The sequence below is a fragment of the Dendronalium phyllosphericum CENA369 genome, assembly GCF_016056275.1.
Taxonomy (GTDB): domain Bacteria; phylum Cyanobacteriota; class Cyanobacteriia; order Cyanobacteriales; family Nostocaceae; genus Dendronalium; species Dendronalium phyllosphericum.
This window is the reverse complement of record NZ_JAECZA010000338.1, coordinates 53,331-70,320: the sequence shown is the minus strand read 5'-3', so window position 1 is coordinate 70,320 and position 16,990 is coordinate 53,331. Positions and strand designations below refer to the sequence as shown.

At 40.5% G+C, this 16,990-nt stretch carries 17 protein-coding genes; 7 read left to right on the top strand and 10 right to left on the bottom strand.

Annotation, left to right across the window (positions count from 1 at the left end):
* Positions 1–41 precede the first annotated feature (41 nt).
* Positions 42–1,124 (bottom strand): ATP-dependent 6-phosphofructokinase, encoded by a 1,083-nt coding sequence (locus I8752_RS37035; protein ID WP_214437103.1) that lies wholly within the window; start codon positions 1,122–1,124, stop codon positions 42–44.
* Positions 1,125–1,290: 166 nt separating this feature from the next.
* Between I8752_RS37035 and era the strand changes: the two genes are divergently transcribed.
* The 3 genes from era to I8752_RS37020 all read left to right on the top strand — a co-directional run bounded on the left by era (position 1,291) and on the right by I8752_RS37020 (position 4,590).
* The gene (gene era / locus I8752_RS37030; RefSeq protein WP_214437102.1) at positions 1,291–2,265 is read left to right on the top strand and encodes a GTPase Era; all 975 of its coding nucleotides are present in this window, start codon (positions 1,291–1,293) and stop codon (positions 2,263–2,265) included.
* A gap of 98 nt (positions 2,266–2,363) precedes the next feature.
* The gene (locus I8752_RS37025; RefSeq protein WP_214437101.1) at positions 2,364–3,041 is read left to right on the top strand and encodes a response regulator; all 678 of its coding nucleotides are present in this window, start codon (positions 2,364–2,366) and stop codon (positions 3,039–3,041) included.
* A gap of 889 nt (positions 3,042–3,930) precedes the next feature.
* A complete protein-coding gene (locus I8752_RS37020) occupies positions 3,931–4,590 on the top strand; it encodes a pentapeptide repeat-containing protein (protein ID WP_214437100.1) in 660 nt (219 codons plus the stop codon).
* A gap of 164 nt (positions 4,591–4,754) precedes the next feature.
* Here I8752_RS37020 and I8752_RS37015 read toward each other — a convergent pair whose 3' ends face one another.
* From I8752_RS37015 to fraC, 3 genes are all read right to left on the bottom strand, one after another.
* On the bottom strand, positions 4,755–5,534 hold the full coding sequence (locus I8752_RS37015) for an ABC transporter permease (RefSeq protein ID WP_214437099.1): 780 nt from the start codon (positions 5,532–5,534) through the stop codon (positions 4,755–4,757).
* Positions 5,535–5,667: 133 nt separating this feature from the next.
* Positions 5,668–6,699, bottom strand: a complete 1,032-nt coding sequence (gene fraD, locus I8752_RS37010) for a septal junction protein FraD (protein ID WP_214437098.1) — start codon at positions 6,697–6,699, stop codon at positions 5,668–5,670.
* A gap of 56 nt (positions 6,700–6,755) precedes the next feature.
* Positions 6,756–7,295, bottom strand: coding sequence for a filament integrity protein FraC (gene fraC / locus I8752_RS37005; protein WP_214437097.1), 540 nt, complete (start codon positions 7,293–7,295; stop codon positions 6,756–6,758).
* A 316-nt stretch (positions 7,296–7,611) separates the two neighbouring features.
* On the opposite strand from fraC, the gene I8752_RS37000 reads away from it, so the two are divergent.
* Positions 7,612–8,748: a cob(I)yrinic acid a,c-diamide adenosyltransferase gene (locus I8752_RS37000; protein WP_214437120.1), complete on the top strand. Its 1,137-nt coding sequence runs from the start codon at positions 7,612–7,614 to the stop codon at positions 8,746–8,748.
* 189 nt (positions 8,749–8,937) lie between these two features.
* Here I8752_RS37000 and I8752_RS36995 read toward each other — a convergent pair whose 3' ends face one another.
* On the bottom strand, positions 8,938–10,368 hold the full coding sequence (locus I8752_RS36995) for an AAA-like domain-containing protein (protein WP_214437096.1): 1,431 nt from the start codon (positions 10,366–10,368) through the stop codon (positions 8,938–8,940).
* Positions 10,369–10,538: 170 nt separating this feature from the next.
* Between I8752_RS36995 and I8752_RS36990 the strand changes: the two genes are divergently transcribed.
* Entirely contained in the window at positions 10,539–10,742 is a 204-nt protein-coding gene (locus tag I8752_RS36990) for a hypothetical protein (RefSeq protein WP_214437095.1), read from the top strand.
* Positions 10,743–10,857: 115 nt separating this feature from the next.
* Here I8752_RS36990 and accB read toward each other — a convergent pair whose 3' ends face one another.
* On the bottom strand, positions 10,858–11,406 hold the full coding sequence (gene accB / locus I8752_RS36985) for an acetyl-CoA carboxylase biotin carboxyl carrier protein (RefSeq protein WP_214437094.1): 549 nt from the start codon (positions 11,404–11,406) through the stop codon (positions 10,858–10,860).
* Between the two features lie 692 nt (positions 11,407–12,098).
* Here accB and I8752_RS36980 point away from each other — a divergent pair.
* Positions 12,099–13,349, top strand: coding sequence for a DUF4336 domain-containing protein (locus I8752_RS36980; RefSeq protein ID WP_214437119.1), 1,251 nt, complete (start codon positions 12,099–12,101; stop codon positions 13,347–13,349).
* Positions 13,350–14,191: 842 nt separating this feature from the next.
* Positions 14,192–14,944, top strand: a complete 753-nt coding sequence (gene aqpZ / locus I8752_RS36975) for an aquaporin Z (protein WP_214437093.1) — start codon at positions 14,192–14,194, stop codon at positions 14,942–14,944.
* A 70-nt stretch (positions 14,945–15,014) separates the two neighbouring features.
* On the opposite strand, the gene I8752_RS36970 is transcribed toward aqpZ, so the two are convergent.
* The 4 genes from I8752_RS36970 to I8752_RS36955 form a co-directional block, all read right to left on the bottom strand.
* Positions 15,015–15,227, bottom strand: coding sequence for a type II toxin-antitoxin system HicB family antitoxin (locus tag I8752_RS36970; protein ID WP_214437092.1), 213 nt, complete (start codon positions 15,225–15,227; stop codon positions 15,015–15,017).
* Positions 15,227–15,517, bottom strand: coding sequence for a type II toxin-antitoxin system HicA family toxin (locus tag I8752_RS36965; protein WP_318780953.1), 291 nt, complete (start codon positions 15,515–15,517; stop codon positions 15,227–15,229). Before I8752_RS36965 ends, I8752_RS36970 begins: the two co-directional genes overlap by 1 nt.
* A 39-nt stretch (positions 15,518–15,556) precedes the next feature.
* Entirely contained in the window at positions 15,557–16,165 is a 609-nt protein-coding gene (locus tag I8752_RS36960) for a hypothetical protein (RefSeq protein ID WP_214437091.1), read from the bottom strand.
* A gap of 215 nt (positions 16,166–16,380) precedes the next feature.
* A complete protein-coding gene (locus I8752_RS36955) occupies positions 16,381–16,968 on the bottom strand; it encodes a thylakoid membrane photosystem I accumulation factor (protein ID WP_214437090.1) in 588 nt (195 codons plus the stop codon).
* Positions 16,969–16,990 lie beyond the last annotated feature (22 nt).

Sequence of the window (16,990 nt, the reverse complement as noted above, 5' to 3'; positions counted from 1 at the left end):
TCAGCACTCAGCACTCAGCACTCAGCACTCAGCACTTAAATTTAGTCTCCTAAATAAATACCCATACCACGAGCGGTTTTAACTAAAGTCCCATTGGGATCGACGGCGCTATACTGAGCGATCGCTTCTGTAATTGGTACGCTTAATACTTGACGGTTTTGCCATGTCACCATGCGATCGTATTTGTCTTCTGCAATTAAATTAACTGCCGCTACACCAAAGGCGGTTGCGACTAATCTATCCAGCGGTGAAGCAGTTCCGCCCCGTTGAATGTGTCCTAAAACTGTGACTCGCGTTTCTACTCCAATGCGTTCGATAATTCGATCTGCTAGATATTCACCAATTCCCCCATATCGAGATTGCCCCAAGCGATTTGTAATCGTCACGTTTTCTCCATCGTGGGTACGAACAGCTTCGGAAACAATAACTAAACAGTAGTTTTTGCCTTGGTCTTGACGTTCTTTGATTTTGTAGCAAATGTGGTCGATAGTGTAAGGGATTTCCGGAATTAAAATTACATTTGCTCCCCCGGCAATTCCCGCAGCTATTGCTATGTGTCCTGCGTCACGCCCCATCACTTCTAAAATCATGACGCGGCTATGACTGGCAGCAGTAAAATGCAATCTATCTAATGCTTCTGTGGCAATATTCACCGCTGTATCAAAACCGATGGCATGTTCTGTAACGCCGATATCGTTATCAATGGTTTTGGGAATACCAACTAAGTTAATGCCACCTTGTTGAGCGAGGCGGCGGAGAATTGCCAAACTCCCATCACCGCCAATCCCAATTAAAGCGTCTAAACCTAATTCATGGTAGCCTGCAACGATCTCTTGGGAGCGATCGCATAAACTACCATCAGGCATAGGAAAAGCAAAAGGATCGCCTTTATTGGTTGTCCCCAACATTGTGCCACCGGCGGTTAACAGCGAATCCACTCGATCGATTTCCAGTTTTGTGAATTGTGGCGGTCGTGCCATCAATCCTAATGTAGCTTGACGAATTCCCAGCACCTCCCAATCATAGGTATTTACAGCACAATGTACAACAGCTCTAATCACAGCATTCAAACCAGAGCAATCTCCTCCACTGGTGAGAATTCCAATGCGTTTGCGTTCTCCCATATCTTTTTTTTTGACGTTACGATCCAAGTAGAATTAGTAGTAGATTCAACTTAAGCAAGAGTAAGTAGTAGATTAAGCCTAAGCAGAAGCAATCTCTGAAAATGTTACCGTGATTTTATGATTGTTTATGTTTTGGAAAAAAACCCATTTATCCCATCGATAAAATATGACGGTAGAGCTCAAGGTGAATAGTATTGATAATGACATCTTCTCTTTTTCAGGAGAAGTATCGATCCCTCAGGCTCCTCCTGAATTCAAGTCAGGTTTTATTGGCATTATTGGTCGTCCAAATGTCGGTAAATCTACTTTAATGAATCAAGCGATCGGACAAAAAATCGCTATTACATCACCAGTAGCCCAAACTACACGCAATCGTTTACGCGGAATTTTAACTACATCAGAAGCACAGTTAATTTTTGTCGATACACCAGGAATTCACAAACCCCATCATCAATTGGGGGAAGTACTGGTGCAAAATGCCAAAATAGCCATTGAATCAGTTGATGTAGTGCTGTTTGTGGTAGATGGAACGGTAGCTTGTGGTGCAGGCGATCGCTATATTGCCGATTTGCTAATCAAGAGCGAAACACCGGTGATTTTGGGTTTGAATAAAATTGACCAACAAGGCTCAAATTCTCAGCTAATTGATGATAGTTACCAACAGTTAGCTGTTGCCCATCAATGGTCGATAGTCAAATTTTCCGCCAAGACTGGTACGGGGTTAGAACAACTTCAACAGTTATTAATCGAACATTTAGAAAACGGGCCGTTATACTATCCTCCCGACTTGGTGACAGATCAGCCAGAACGCTTTATTATGGGCGAGTTGATCCGCGAACAGATTTTATTGTTGACGCGGGAGGAAGTACCCCATTCAGTAGCGATCGCTATTGATAAAGTGGAAGAAACACCAACTATTACCCGCGTACTCGCTACCATACACGTCGAGAGAGATTCCCAAAAAGGAATTCTTATCGGTAAAGGTGGCTCAATGCTCAAAGCAGTTGGTAGTGCAGCCCGCGAACAAATTCAAAAGTTAATTTCCGGCAAAGTATATCTAGAACTGTTCGTAAAAGTGCAACCAAAATGGCGACATTCTCGCGTCAGTTTAGCAGAGTTGGGTTATCGCGTGGAAGAATAAGTAAGTGGTCAGTGGTCAGTGGTCAGTGGTCAGTAGTTATCAGAACTAACAACTAACAACTGACAACTGACAACTAACAACTAACACCGACAGATCCAATGTCTCCAGATACTAGCCATACCTTAAATCTACCAACTGGTGCTTCCCGCTTGCGCGTCTTAATTGTCGAAGACGATCCCATGATGCAACTGGGATTAGAACAGTCGTTAATGGCTCATCCTCAGTTGGAGATTGTGGGACAAGCAGAAGATGGTTATTTGGGCGTACAAGCAGCATTAAAATTAAAACCCGATTTAGTAGTCATGGATATTGGCTTACCAAGGCTAGATGGCATTGCAGCAACGCAGCAAATTAAGGCAGCACTGCCAGAAACTCATGTGGTAATGCTGACATCCCACAAAACGGAGACGGAAATTATTGCGGCATTATCTAGCGGTGCGGATGCCTATTGTATCAAAGGTGCGAGTGTAGAGCGACTATTGAGCGCGATCGCCGCTGCCGTTGATGGTGCAGCTTACCTCGATCCCCAGATTGCGCGGCAAGTAATTGATAACCTCAAGCCGCCCTCCCCCTCCAACAACATTGCTAATCTGTCTGGACGCGAGTTAGAAGTATTGAAACTGATGGTAGATGGATTGAGCAACCCAGAGATAGCTGAAAAACTTTATCTTAGCCCCAACACAGTCAAAACACACGTGCGGGGAATCATGAACAAACTAGCAGTTGACGATCGCGTGCAAGCAGCCGTCGTCGCACTGCGTTCTGGATTGGTTTGATTAAACTGAAGTCTTGAGGGGCTGGGGGGGCTGGGGGAGATGAGGCAGATGAGGAAGACAAGGAAGACAAGAAATAATAATTACTCCTGCCTTCTGACAACTGACAACTGACAACTGACAACTGACAACTGACAACTGCTTTTTAGCCAATTTCGTAAGCCGATGACACTGATATAACTTCCGCACCTTACTCTTGCAGCAAAAAGCTGATGAAGTCACGAGAATCAACTTCATCATCTACAACAAGTATTCTGATTCCTTGAAGATACGCCAACTTGATTCTACTTGTTTGTCTTTCTCATTCTCTATTTGCCAGTTAGCCAAGCGATTATCGAACTTTTTCCAATCTTGCATCTTAATTAGTTTATACAAACTGACGAGATGATTTTGCCCAATTACTAAAACTAGCTTGAAAATAGGGAGTGGGGAGGGAGCAGGGCAGGGTAAACAGAAAAATAACTAATGACTCATTACAGATGACGGATGACACGCGCAAATCCACATTTTCTTCTAATCTAACTTGGAAGCTAAATAAATCCTCCTGTGGATAGGGGTTGAGCAAAGATTTATTTTTTTTCAGTGTTCGATGAAAAAAAGGAATCTTTCATAAAATTATTAAGTTCTGCTATTGCAAGCCAGACAATTTATCTGCTGTGTTAGCTATTAACTTTTAATAATAAATTTTTTTACATTATTAATTTTTCCTGACTTATGTCAGTGTTTTTTGTTGTGTGGACTCTTGAGATTGGGGATTTTCCGTAGCTTCCGGATTTTTTCAGAATTTATTGCTGATTTTTGCTTTAACTAATTAACTTTTGCGGTGTAATCTCAATATACAGTAACTTTCACAATTGACCTTTGCGCCTATTTACACTCTGAGGTAAATCCTATGAGAAATTATGCTGACAAAAAGGAATTAATCCTAAGCCAAATCAAAAATAAATTTTGTCAGCGCAAAGATTTCAGTAGATGCGATTTGAGTGGGATCGACCTGATAGCAGTTGATTTAAGTGGTGTTGACTTGATAGGAGCAGATTTACAAGAAGCCAATTTATCTGGTTGTGTTCTAACTGGTGCTAACCTCAATGGAGCAAATTTAAGGCAAGCTAATTTATGCGAAGCCAATTTATCTGAAGCTTCTTTGTCGGAAGTAAATCTGACTAATGCTGATTTAACTAACACAAATTTGTGTAGGGCTTTTTTATGGCGATCGCAGTGCAGTGGTAGTAAACTTTGGGGAGCTTCTTTGTGTGACGCAGACTTAAGTGAAGCCGATTTGAGTGCAGCCACATTAATTGAAGCATCTTTGATTGAAGCCAATTTAGTTAAAGCAAATCTCGCAGGAGCAAAATTGTGTGGAGCAATGCTACTCGAAGCAAATTTAACTGAGGTTAACTTAACTGGTGCAGACCTGACATGGGCAAACTTAACAAAAACCAACTTGAGCAAAGCTAACCTTTCCCAAGCAAAAATCATCTATGCAAAGCTACGGGATACTATCATGCCGGATGGTACAATTTATGACCCTCAAATAGCTATTTTTGAATAATAGTTAGTTGTCAGTTGTCAGTTGTCAAGAGTTACTACATAGTAGTTATATAAATGAGTTGTGAAAAGCCTCTATCTTTCCTCTCATTATTCACGAATCAAAGACAATTGCCATAGTTTATAGCAACTGACAACTGACAACTGACCACTGACCACTGACAAATATTAAAACTCGCGTCTTGAGAAGATAAAAATAGCGATCGCTAACAGCATGACACTATAAATTAAGCCATAACCTAGATTGATAGTTAGTGCTGTAAAATCGGGCAGTGCATGTAAACCATAAACAGCATCATTCTTTAAATCTAATCGAGATAAATCTGGCAATATAAGATACAAGATTTGAGCAAAAATTTGGATAATCGGGTTGTGAGACAGACGACCAAATTGGACTAAATCTTGAGTAATATTACCCATCAGATACACTGCAAATGTTAAAACGATTGCCAACAAGGAACTAGTAAATACACCAAAAGTAATAGCTACAGCGGCAATCAAAGATAACTGTAAAAATAGAAAAACGGCAGCAATTAAAATACTGACTGTAGGATGAGGAATATTAGCAATTTGTAAAAATAGTAAGTAAATCCCTGTCATACTGGTGACAAGTACAGCTATCACAGCCGATAAACCTAAAAACTTGCCAGTAATAATTTCGCTGCGGCTAATTGGTTTAGCGACTAACACCAAAATAGTGCGTTTTTCAATTTCTTTATTGATTAATCCCGTACCAATAAAGATAGTAACAATCAAGATAATTACACTCATTGCTACCATCCCAAAGTCTAAAAGCATTTTGTTTTCAGTTGAGGCAGCAAATTCAGGCAGTACGCGGAGAGAAACACCAAATATGAGAGTATAAAAACCGATAATATATAGGATGCGATCGCGTACCACTTCCTGAAACACATTTTTGGCAATTACAAAAATTCTATTGATAGTCATTGGTTAGTTGTCAGTTGTCAGTGGTCATTAGTCAGAAGGCAGGAGGCAGAAGCCGCAAGTCGCAAGTTATTCTCCCTCACTCCCTCATCTCCCTCATCTCCCTCATCTCCCCCAGCTCCCCCACCCCTCCTTCTCACTGCTGCGGTGGTGGCGCTCCAGCGATTAATTTACTCAAGCGATCGCATTCAATTTCTGCAACTGTGTTTTTATCATCTAATTGATTAACAGTTGTGTTGCGGTTTGTTGCAGATATTGCAATTGGTTCAATTCGACAAGATTTCTTCAGGTAGTAGCCTCGTGGGTTGTAACTCGGCCCTATCCAGATACTCAGCAAATCTAATGTATATCCAGACTTGGTGTTGACTACGCGCGGTTCAACACGCCATAATTCTTTCTCTTCATATTTTGCAAGATTTCTGTTTATTACTTGCTGACCCAAATTTCCTACTCGCTTTTTCGCATCTAGCAACCATCTCTCGACCTCTGACCAAGGTCTTTCACCAATTTCTTGTTCAACTAAAGGTTGAAGTCTATCTAAAATTACAAGACCATTTATTGGTACTGGTTCTGCTTTTTCTGTACTGAGTACGAAAGTACTACGCCGAAAATTATCTGCTGACAAACTGGGATATTCTTTTAACCAATTGTCCACGACGAAGTAAAACTGAAGCCAGCAACTTAAGATCATGCAACTAGCAACTAAAATTGTTATTTTTTGGCGAACTTGTGGTTTAGGTATCTGAGCTTTTGAATCAGTACCAGTACCTTCAAAAAATTCTGGAATTGCTGTAATTAATGCCGAAATTGTCGGCCAAAGAACGATTGTATTTGATGTAATTCCATCCCGTTCGTTTCCAAATGCAAAAACACTGACTAAGAATCCGGTTATTACTGCGCCTACTGGCATAAAAGTACCAGGAACTCTTAAAGGATCTTCGGTGGTATACCAAGCAGTACCAGCAATTAAAAATAACCAACCAAAAAAAGCAATTATATCTCGTATATAACCTATAGCAAAATATGAAAGAATCCAAGAGTATATACTCAGGTAAATAAATGTCTGCCATGAATATGCTTGCTTGGGAACGAATATCTCTTTAAGTCGTTTATAAACGACATCAACAAGTCCAAATAAACCAAATGCATCTTTGATTAATGAATTCATAATTTACACCTAAAACGCCTCACTTTGTAATCTTTCTATTATGAATTAAGTTAATTTTATCTATTACGAATCAACAAAATAAAAGTAATAGCACTGTAACTTAGTGCATTTGCTATTAATGTAGTAGTAACTAAATTTGTACTTTGAAATCTCACCTTATTAGCAACTCGCCATCGCGGGCGTTTACGCGTTTCTACTACTTCTTCCTCCTTTTTACCTCCTTCAGTTAACGAAAATACGAACAGTTGTAAAAGAAAGAATTTCAAGATTATAGTTATAAAGAAAATTATAAAAGCAGTTAAAATTAAAACACTTGGTGTATTAGACGCTCTAAAATTATTAAAAAATACATAACTAATTAATTCCGATTTCAACATTACGGGTAATCTAGGTTCTAAGAGAAAAAAGATAGTCCAACCAATAGCACCAGAAAAGCAATTTACAGAAATGGCATAAAAAGTGCTGGTTTTTTTGTCAAATTGTAGCCTTTTATTGAAAATATACGCTTCTATAGGAATGGCAATCAGTAAAAATAAAAAATTAAACAAAATTGCGCCAATGGGCCAAACTCGAGGAATAGCAAAATCTTCAAACATAAAGGGTTAATGGTAGAGGTTAACTTTAGAGAGTATAGCTGTGATAATGAGTATAGTGGGAGTAATTATCTCCTTTTGGCGATCGCATACCATCTTGGTATGCCAGTATACCCCTATTTCTCCTGATTAATATGGACGGGCGGAGGGGCAGGGGGAGAATAACTTGCGACTTCTGCCTTCTGACTAATGACCACTAACAACTGACAACTGACAACTAACTCCTAACTCAGCACCCAGCACTCAGCACTATTAGTTAACTGGTAATGCAAGAGGTTAGGTAAGATTAAGAACTGCGACGTTACAGCATTTAGAGATGATGACAAGGAACGGCATCGGTATTCGCACGGCACAAGTGCGTTCTGAAAGGCTCATTGGTCAAATTCACGTTTACGATGGTGCGGGAAAAGGTAAATCTCAAGCGGCTTTAGGTGTGGTTTTGCGCTCGATTGGCTTAGGGATAAATACACCCAGCAATTCCAACCGAGTTTTACTGCTGCGGTTTTTAAAAGGCCCAGAACGCGATTATGACGAAGATGGTGCAATTGCCGCATTACAGCGCGGTTTTCCTCATTTAATCGATCAGGTTCGTACTGGGAGAGCAGAATTTTTTGGGCCGGAGGAAATTACTGCCTTCGACCGAGCTGAAGCCGCGCGGGGTTGGGATGTAGCTAAAGGTGCGATCGCCTCTGGTTTGTATTCGGTTGTCGTCTTAGATGAAATTAACCCCGTCCTCGATTTAGGTTTGCTGCCAGTAGATGAAGTGGTACGGACGTTAAAATCCAAACCCCAGGAATTGGAAATCATTGCCACAGGACGCGCCGCACCACACAAGTTGCTCGATATTGCGGATTTGCATTCAGAAATGAAACCCCAAGATCATCCCACAGCTAAAGCACTATTTATTCAGGGGATTGAAATTTATACTGGTGCGGGTAAAGGTAAGTCTACCAGCGCTTTGGGTAAAGCTTTGCAGGCCATAGGTAGGGGAATAAATCATCCAGGTTCGACTCGCGTGTTGATTATGCAGTGGCTCAAAGGTGGTAGCGGCTATACAGAAGATGCAGCGATCGCGGCTTTACAGCAGTCATATCCAGAGGTGGTAGATCATCAACGCTGCGGTCGAGATGCGATCGTCTGGCGCAATTCCCGACAAGAATTAGATTATGTCGAAGCCGAGCGCGGCTGGGAAATTGCCAAAATAGCGATCGCTTCTGGACTGTACAAAACCATCATCCTTGACGAACTCAATCCTACCGTTGACCTAGAACTACTTCCCGTAGAACCCATTGTCCAAGCTTTACTCCGCAAACCCCGCGACACCGAAATTATTATTACTGGTCGCTGCCAAAATCAACCGGCTTACTTTGACTTGGCTAGCGTTCACTCTGAAGTTTACTGCCACAAACACTATGCCAATCAAGGTGTAGAACTAAAACGGGGAGTAGATTATTAAGTAGAAGCGATGGCTGGAAATGTGGAGAACTGGAATCTAGAGGTAGAACTAAAACGGGGAGTAGATTATTAAGTAGAAGGCAGAAGGCAGCTATGCTGAAGGTAAATGCCAGCTTATGACAGGGTTTCACTGGTTGGCATTTTACATTTAATGATGTCCACCTACTTAAAACTGACAGCTAATTTATAGCTAACTAAGGCGATTTTGGAAATATTGGCGGTACAAATCGCAGCGTGGCATCACTTTATTTTCATGAGAATAGATTACTAAACCCATACTATGTAATTTAAAAGCTGACTCCGAGTCTAGTTCTGTTGGTACTAAACTGTTCGCAACTTGGCTAAAAGCTGCTGCTAAATTGGGATGATGTTCGAGATTACACAAATGTCCTCGGAGATGGTCGCTGTAAATTCCGGCTTCCGTTGGGGCTGTTTGTAACAACTGCTCAAGTGTGATGTCCTGGTGTTGAACGCGATAAAGAGCTAGTCGTACTAAGTAGGGATGTCCTCCTACCATGTCCATCAGTTTTTTGAGTTGAGTATCAGTCCAATTTAGTCCTTGATGACGCTCAACTAAAACTTGGACTTGTGCGGCACTAAACTCTGGTAATTCAACGCTTAACCCCACATTAAAGGGAGACTGATTGATATTTAGCGGAATATAAACTTCTTTGGAATGTACCAAAACTAGCCGGAGTTTTTTCCAAAGTTCGCTACTGCGATCGCCATACTTAGCATACTCATACCAGGCCCGCAACAAACTAAAAAAGTCTTCGGCAATGTCAGGATATGGAAAGATGCGATCGACTCCATCTAAACTAACTACTAATGGGCTGTCGATTTCTTCTAATAAACACTCTTCAAAGTAAGCAGTAGTTTTATCCTTACTGCCATACATACTCCAATAATCATTTAACTGATGAAGTTGCTTCAGTTTCCTACCAACACTTTCACAAAACCAGCGTAAAAATGTGTCTAAGCTCCCAAAAACTGCTTTATCTGCTAAATGAAAGCTTAAGGGTACTGTTTGACAGCCTTGGTTTCTAGCTTCATCGAGAATTCTAGCCATCAGCGATGTTTTGCCCATCTGTCCGGGTGCTTTGATGCGAATTAGCGCACCTGAATGCAAAATTTCTTGATAACAGCGCTCTTCAATTGGAGGGCGTTCAATATAAAAGCTAGAAATCAAAGGAACTTGACCTACTGGTAATTCTGGTTCTGCAACTATAGTTGCTGACCCATTTGCTTGAGAAACTGAATTGTCGGATGTCATTTTCTCCATTTCTAATTGTGAAGATGACATCAGCTTTTGGGGCTGGAAAATAGTCTCTAACTGTTTTGGTGAAGCCGCAGTGCTAGAAAGCCGCTGCCGCTCTAGTGCTGCTTGAAAATTCTTTTTACTGACTTTTTCTCCAAATGCTTGTGACAGCATCTGCCATAGCTTAGGGCCAACATCATGCTGTAGGTATTCAGTTGTGTAACCATGAGTTTGGGCAATCTCGTCATACTTTTTCCCTTGCCAAGAACTACGAAGTATTGCCACTTCAATATCTTTCAGATGTCTTTTTGTCTGGGCAACAACTGCTGCATCTAATATTTTGAATGCTGTTTCAAAGTCCATTGCTCAGGGATGAATCACAACTCTTTTGCATATTGAGCTACAGCCCGAATAGTTCGCTTTCCAGATTTCGATCGAACAATATCAGGACTTATGCAACTGGCACTGCGGCGATCGCTACTCAATAGAGCTAACCTAGAGATGATATTTTCAAGGTAAGTATACAAAAGAAAATGCAAGACTCAGCATTTACTATCTTCATTGTCTTCGGTTTTATCTGGGTACTGATGGGAGCCGTTGGTTTAATCGCTCTTTTCAAGTCCGAAGGTCAAGAAATTCGCTTTGATAAATGGGGACTGATAGTATTCGTCCCGATTATCGTCCCGATCGCAATCGTTCTGTTATATCAAGTAGTAAAAACGTTTATTTTACAGTAACGCGTCTCATTCTTACTGCTATTGCAACAATTTTAAGCTTCTATCGCGCCCTTAACTAGCCTGCTAATTAGAAAGCAGGAAAGCGATCGCAATGCTCCCCTGCTCCCTAGCTTCTTTAGTCTGGCTTTATTCGCACCAATTGCTGCCCGAATTCTACTGGATCGCCATTTTGCACTAAAATTTCGACGATTTGTCCAGATGCTTCGGCTTCGATTTCATTCATCAGCTTCATGGCTTCAATAATACAAATTGTTTGACCAACTTTGATGCGATCGCCCACTTCTACAAAGGGCGGTTCGCTGGGAGCGGGGGAGCGGTAAAATGTTCCCACCATTGGCGACACCATATCAACCAATTTTTGTCCAGTGGGTAATGATGCAGCTATTGTTGCTTGACCCTGAGCTAAATTCCCAGTATCAACAACGCCGCTGGTTGCCATACTAATTCCAGTACCTAATGTTGTGGCGATCGCAGCACTTGAAGTCGAGGGCGATGCCAAAATGGCTCCTTGCTCTAATTGGTTATGAGAAAGCTGTTGCTCTCTCACTCCAACAGCTTTACGCACTGTCAGGTCAAAATCATCAGTTTTGAGCGTTACTTCTGCAAAGTCACTTTGAGCAATTGTAACTAGAAGTTGGTTGAGTTCATTAAAGTCTAGTGGCACAGATTATCTAACCTTATCTAATGTAGTTACAGACTATTTGAGGTTTGCGATCGTGAATTATAAACTTATACTTAATGTATTCTTGATTCAAGAAAGCATTTATAAGATAAAATACCATTTCTTTTCCTGAGAAAAGAATAAATCAAATATAAATTGAGTCGAAACTTCTTTGCTGCAATTAATTGTTACTAGTCAATTTGAATGAGGTATAGAAATTTATCGAAATTATCAAAGATGCCATGATTAGTCGGGTTACTAAAACCTTTTGGGTATAAAATATCTGCTCTAGTTGTGAAATGGCGATCGCTAAACAAAAAAAATATTTACAAAGTTCAGATAGACCCTTTAAATTTGGTCTATTTAAAAATCATTAAATCAGTTATAATATTTCATTTTTTCATTGCTTAGTCTCAAAATAAATATTTAGATGAAAAGATGAAACATCTCTCAAAATTTAATCTCATTTTTAACAAAATTCAATGATTTATTAGAAATATTTGTAATTTTTATTACAAAAGTAAATAAAAAATAAGTGTATTTATTTACTTTTAAAGCAATCAATTTATTATTACTGTTTAAGTCAGAGTAGCTAATTGCCGTCCTTGACAATAAACCTTTGAGTTTCAGATAGGCAATACTTACCAAAAAAAATCGCAATAATGATATTGGTGCGAGATGTAAAAATAATGAGAATGAATGCACAGGGACGTGACTTAAGAGTACAGTCTCAACAATGGATGAATGCCAGCACCCATTCGAGAGATTTTTCGTGGCCGTTTTGGCCAGCTTTACCGCTCTATCCTTACGGCAAACGACGGACAGTTTGCAGAGAAATAATTAAGGACACTATCTGGACATTCGATCAGCCTCACGGCATTCTCTACACCATCGTACCGATTCGCATGACCGTGGTTAAGCTAGAAGCAGGCGGACTTTTAGTCTATGCACCCGTTGCACCAACTACCGAGTGTATCCGCTTAGTAAACGAGTTAGTGGTAAAGCACGGTGATGTTAAGTACATCATTCTACCAACTAGTTCTGGTTTGGAACACAAAGTTTTCGTAGGCCCCTTCGCCAGATGCTTTTCCCAAGCGCTGGTTTTGGTAGCGCCGCACCAGTGGAGTTTTCCGTTTAACTTGCCCCTCAGTTGGCTGGGTTTTCCCCACAAACGGACACAGATATTGCCAGAAGACTCTAGCCAAACTTTCTTTGCTGATGAATTTGATTACGCAGTCCTGGACATCAACTTAGGGCGAGGATCTTTCGTAGAAGTTGCTCTGTTTCACAAGCGATCGCGTACTCTATTATTGACAGATTCCATACTGTCTGTACCAGAAGACCCACCTGAAATCTTACAGTTAGACCCCTATCCTTTGCTGTTTCACGCTAGGGACAATGCACTCCAGGTTATCGATAATAATGAAGCAAACCGTCGCCGAGGATGGCAACGGATTTCACTGTTTGCGATTTACTTTCGTCCTAGTGCGATAGAGGTTGCAGGAATAAGGCAGATATTTCACGATCTTCTCAAAGCACCAGACCATTCTCGAAAAGCTTACTTCGGTTTATTTCCGTTTCGATGGCAAGAAAACTGGAAGCAGTCATTTGATGCCTTACGAGGAAATGGACGGCCATTTGTCGCACCGATTCTACAAACACTCATTTTGCCTCAAGCACCCAAAGAAGTACTCAACTGGGCTGACAAAGTTGCAACTTGGAATTTTCAGCAGATTATATCTTGCCATTTTGACTCGCTGATTGAGGCAAGTCCAGATCGATTTCGTCAAGCATTCGCTTTCCTCGAAAAGCAACCCTCTGTGAAAGAAGACTTGTCTGCAAGCAGGAACTATCCCCTGTTAGAGGAAGATTTTAGATTTATTAAAGAACTTGAAGCTAGTCTAATTAGGTGTGGCATTGCTACACCACTCAAGGAAAAAGTGTAACAAAGGGGATTTCAAGGTGCGTGAAGTACGCAAGCTTTATTCTTGAATTCTGCTGTAAACACTCGGAGAGTCTTTTGGTAACAAAAAACCCCGGCTATTAAACCGAGGTTAGTAGGAGAAGTCCAAATGTCAATCGAAGATACCAAAATCTGAATTTTTTAACTAACTGCACAAGAAATTAAAATAATGTGACTGAGCTGCGATGTGAAGTGTTAGGCAGCATAGTGGATTTTTTGTTTAGTAGTTTAGGTTATGGGGAATGTTTTTGTTATCATTGTGTCTAATTCATCTGTTGTAAATTATTGTAACGGATTTATTACGATTAATCAACAATAGTTGACACAGAAGGTTAAACAAATACATAAGAACATTTTATATGTGCTAGCAAGTAGTCTAAACAGGCGATCGCTCTCTTGTTCGGGACTTACACACAAAGATTGTCTGTTGAGACTGGGTTATTAGTGGTTAGGGTATATGGGTGTAAGGGTTTTGAACACCTAGACCCCCACACGCTTATATCCTTTCTGACCCAAACCCTTGATTTTTCGTCTTCATGCGTAAGTCCTAGATGCTAGCGTTTTCAATACTCTGGAGTTAGTTTTGTGAAGCGATTCAGGTAATAGTAAAAACATCATCTAACTTCCGAGTGAAGTTTTAATAGTTTAGTCCAGATAGCATCAAATGAATCATCAACAATTTATTTACTTACTAACTGATTTCTGAAGATTTATTTTCAGTTAGTAAATGGGTTGTTATTTATCCGCCTATGGTTTCCAGCTAATTAGGCGTTGACAAATCGCTTGCTTGACCTAAAACAATTTAAGTTAAGGAAGGAGCTAAATATGGTCTCACTGTTAACGCGGTGTATTGCAGAATTTGTGGGGACATTTGTGCTAGTCCTGGCCGGATGTGGAAGTGCTGTATTTGCAGCAGCATTTCCTGATATCAAAACCAATGAATTGGGAATTGGCTTTGTAGGTGTTGCTCTGGCATTTGGTCTAGCATTACTCACTATGGCCTATGCCATTGCTCATATTTCCGGTTGTCATCTTAACCCAGCCGTATCATTTGGATTGTGGTCGGGAAACCGTTTTCCTAGCTCTGATTTGCTTCCATATATTGTTTCTCAGGTGTTAGGAGCAATAGTAGCCGCAGGCTTAGTTTATGCTATTGCCACTGGTAAACCTGGATTTACCCTTTCTGGTTCTAATCCCCTAGCGACAAATGGTTATGGAGTGCATTCTCCTGGAGGTTTTTCACTAGCTTCCTGTTTCATTACAGAGCTTGTACTTACCTTCATTTTTTTAATTGTCATCTTAGGTGCAACTGATGGTCGCGCTCCTAAAGGTTTTGCACCTATTGCCATTGGTTTAGCACTGACACTTATTCATTTGGTCAGTATTCCCATAACTAACACATCTGTTAATCCTGCTCGTAGTACTGGGCCTGCACTTTTTGTTGGTGCAGAAATGTTTAGGCAAATATGGATGTTTTGGATAGCTCCAATTTTAGGTGCAATATTGGCAGGTCTTTTCTATTCAAGGGTTTTAGGTGAATCAGGAGCGCCAGTTGTCGGTGAGCCACAACCAAGATAAGGTTTTGAAGGGAATGTCTATCTCTTGTCTGAGAATACTATAAGTGGGCTGGCGATCGCTACTTGATAATTCAATTTAAAACTTCGACCTCGTGAGCAATACTTGTAGGTTTGGGAATAGGTAAACCATCTTCCAGCATCCCTTCTATATGAAATTCAATAGCTTCTGCAATCAGTGCTTTAACCTCTTCTAATGTTTCACCTACAGCTACACAACCAGGTAAATCGGGGACATAAGCGCCGTAGCTAGTTTCTCCCTTTTCAATTACAACTGTATAACGCATCAACCTGCCTCCAATTGAGCCTGTCTCCAGATATTGTTCAGAGTGCCAATTGGTATATCAACACTTGGTTTACCAGACACTATTACAGCACCCAGTCGAGCTGGATGTTTAAACTGTCGATGACTACCTTTAGTTCTATCAAGATACCAACCATTCGCTTCTAGTTGCTTGACAACTTCGCGTACTTTCATGCTGTGGCCGATCTGTACAGGTGAAATTTCTGTTACAGATATAGTGCCTTTGTTCAAAATGAAAGTAAACGGCATAATTTCATCATCTTTATCCGTCATTTTGTCGGAAAATAACAGTATTACTAGCTGATATATCAATTAACCAATAGGACGATTTCCCGGATTCACCGCATGAATATACTCACTACCCGATCGCGGTCTTCCTCTTTTATAATACGCTTCTTCTGGTTTACCCCATCCTAACTGCAAAATTATTTCCAAAAAGCTACTATTTTCCCACTTTAATAAACTTGCCCATTCTGTTCTCTGAGCAATTCTCTCTACATCTGCTGGGATAATTTGTTGATGTTGTTTGCTATTATTAAAACTTAAGTACAAGTCCATACTCGCAGTGACTTCGTACCAAAATTCTAAAACAGAATTTTTTGCAGCTTTTAATATTTCTAAGTCACTGCTAAGTGCAGTTAATTCGGCATTTACTTCTGGATAGTGCAAGCTTTTACCTTTGACATTCATCTCGCGCCAGACAATCCCTGAAATTTGATGTTCTCTCTGGTAATCGTGAATAGCAGCTTTAAAATCTTGATATGCGTTGAACTTTTGCAGCCCATCAGTTCTGATAAACTGATCGATTACAGGATTACCAGAGACTGTTACCTCTAATTTCAAGCGCTCTCCTTTGAGGCAAGCTTGGCGTTCAGCTGCCAAAATTTGGATTAGCTCCTCAGTAGTGTAAACCTTTGACATCAGAACCCACTCTATTAGTCATTGGTCATTTATCATTAGTCATTAGTCAGTGGTAAACAGAAAAGCAACTGACAACCAACAACTGACTATTGACTATGAATTAACTTCATCACTTATTAAGGTAGATACTTAAACATTATCTCTTGGCATCATCGCCAATGCAGTATCAGAGCCAACTAAAAATTTGGGCAGACCAAATTGGTCTACCCCAAAAGTCACTTGGCTAACTCACTACTGAACTCATTGAATGAGCGCCGTTTTAATTCCACTGATTCAGAGCGAGGTAATAAATCAAACACTTCTCGAAATCTATCGTCTATCTCTTCAAAGGGCACTTGACCCTTCTTATTCAAAACTACATCACCTGATTGGTTAAACACTACAACTTGAGGAACAACTCCAGAATAGTAATATCCTGGTTCTGTGGGATTGTAGGTCTTGTTGGGTTGGATGGCATCCACATCAATAGGTATAATCTCTGCTGCCCGTCCATAGAATTCCTGTACCCGTGAAATAGTAATGGCATATTTCTTGCAGTCGCTGCTGTCATCGACATAAAACGCCAACATTGCGGGTTTATGTTCCGCTAAAGTCTGCGCTAGCGTTTCTTTGGAAGGAACTAGCGAACCATTGCCAGCATAAACCACAAAAACATTGCCATCATAACTATCTTCATTGATACCTGCTGATGCTGATTGCATACTGATAAAAAACAGGCAAGTTAGCAACAACAGGCATTTCGATACCAACCGTCCCCAGTCAGCAATTTGTTGATGTAAAAAAGAAAACTTTATACTACTCATCAAAGAGAACCTTGCAAGCTAC

Bases quoted from the DNA above. Each gene is read 5' to 3' on its own strand.
- fraC (WP_214437097.1), bottom strand. From the start codon at position 7,295: ATGTTTGAAGATTTTGCTATTCCTCGAGTTTGGCCCATTGGCGCAATT.
- I8752_RS37015 (WP_214437099.1), bottom strand. From the start codon at position 5,534: ATGACTATCAATAGAATTTTTGTAATTGCCAAAAATGTGTTTCAGGAA.
- I8752_RS37035 (WP_214437103.1), bottom strand. From the start codon at position 1,124: ATGGGAGAACGCAAACGCATTGGAATTCTCACCAGTGGAGGAGATTGC.
- era (WP_214437102.1), top strand. From the start codon at position 1,291: ATGACGGTAGAGCTCAAGGTGAATAGTATTGATAATGACATCTTCTCT.
- I8752_RS36970 (WP_214437092.1), bottom strand. From the start codon at position 15,227: ATGCGTTATACAGTTGTAATTGAAAAGGGAGAAACTAGCTACGGCGCT.
- I8752_RS36955 (WP_214437090.1), bottom strand. From the start codon at position 16,968: ATGAGTAGTATAAAGTTTTCTTTTTTACATCAACAAATTGCTGACTGG.
- I8752_RS37025 (WP_214437101.1), top strand. From the start codon at position 2,364: ATGTCTCCAGATACTAGCCATACCTTAAATCTACCAACTGGTGCTTCC.
- I8752_RS36995 (WP_214437096.1), bottom strand. From the start codon at position 10,368: ATGGACTTTGAAACAGCATTCAAAATATTAGATGCAGCAGTTGTTGCC.
- I8752_RS37000 (WP_214437120.1), top strand. From the start codon at position 7,612: ATGACAAGGAACGGCATCGGTATTCGCACGGCACAAGTGCGTTCTGAA.
- I8752_RS36965 (WP_318780953.1), bottom strand. From the start codon at position 15,517: ATGACGGATAAAGATGATGAAATTATGCCGTTTACTTTCATTTTGAAC.
- fraD (WP_214437098.1), bottom strand. From the start codon at position 6,699: ATGAATTCATTAATCAAAGATGCATTTGGTTTATTTGGACTTGTTGAT.
- I8752_RS36980 (WP_214437119.1), top strand. From the start codon at position 12,099: ATGAATGCACAGGGACGTGACTTAAGAGTACAGTCTCAACAATGGATG.
- I8752_RS36990 (WP_214437095.1), top strand. From the start codon at position 10,539: ATGCAAGACTCAGCATTTACTATCTTCATTGTCTTCGGTTTTATCTGG.
- aqpZ (WP_214437093.1), top strand. From the start codon at position 14,192: ATGGTCTCACTGTTAACGCGGTGTATTGCAGAATTTGTGGGGACATTT.
- I8752_RS36960 (WP_214437091.1), bottom strand. From the start codon at position 16,165: ATGTCAAAGGTTTACACTACTGAGGAGCTAATCCAAATTTTGGCAGCT.
- I8752_RS37020 (WP_214437100.1), top strand. From the start codon at position 3,931: ATGAGAAATTATGCTGACAAAAAGGAATTAATCCTAAGCCAAATCAAA.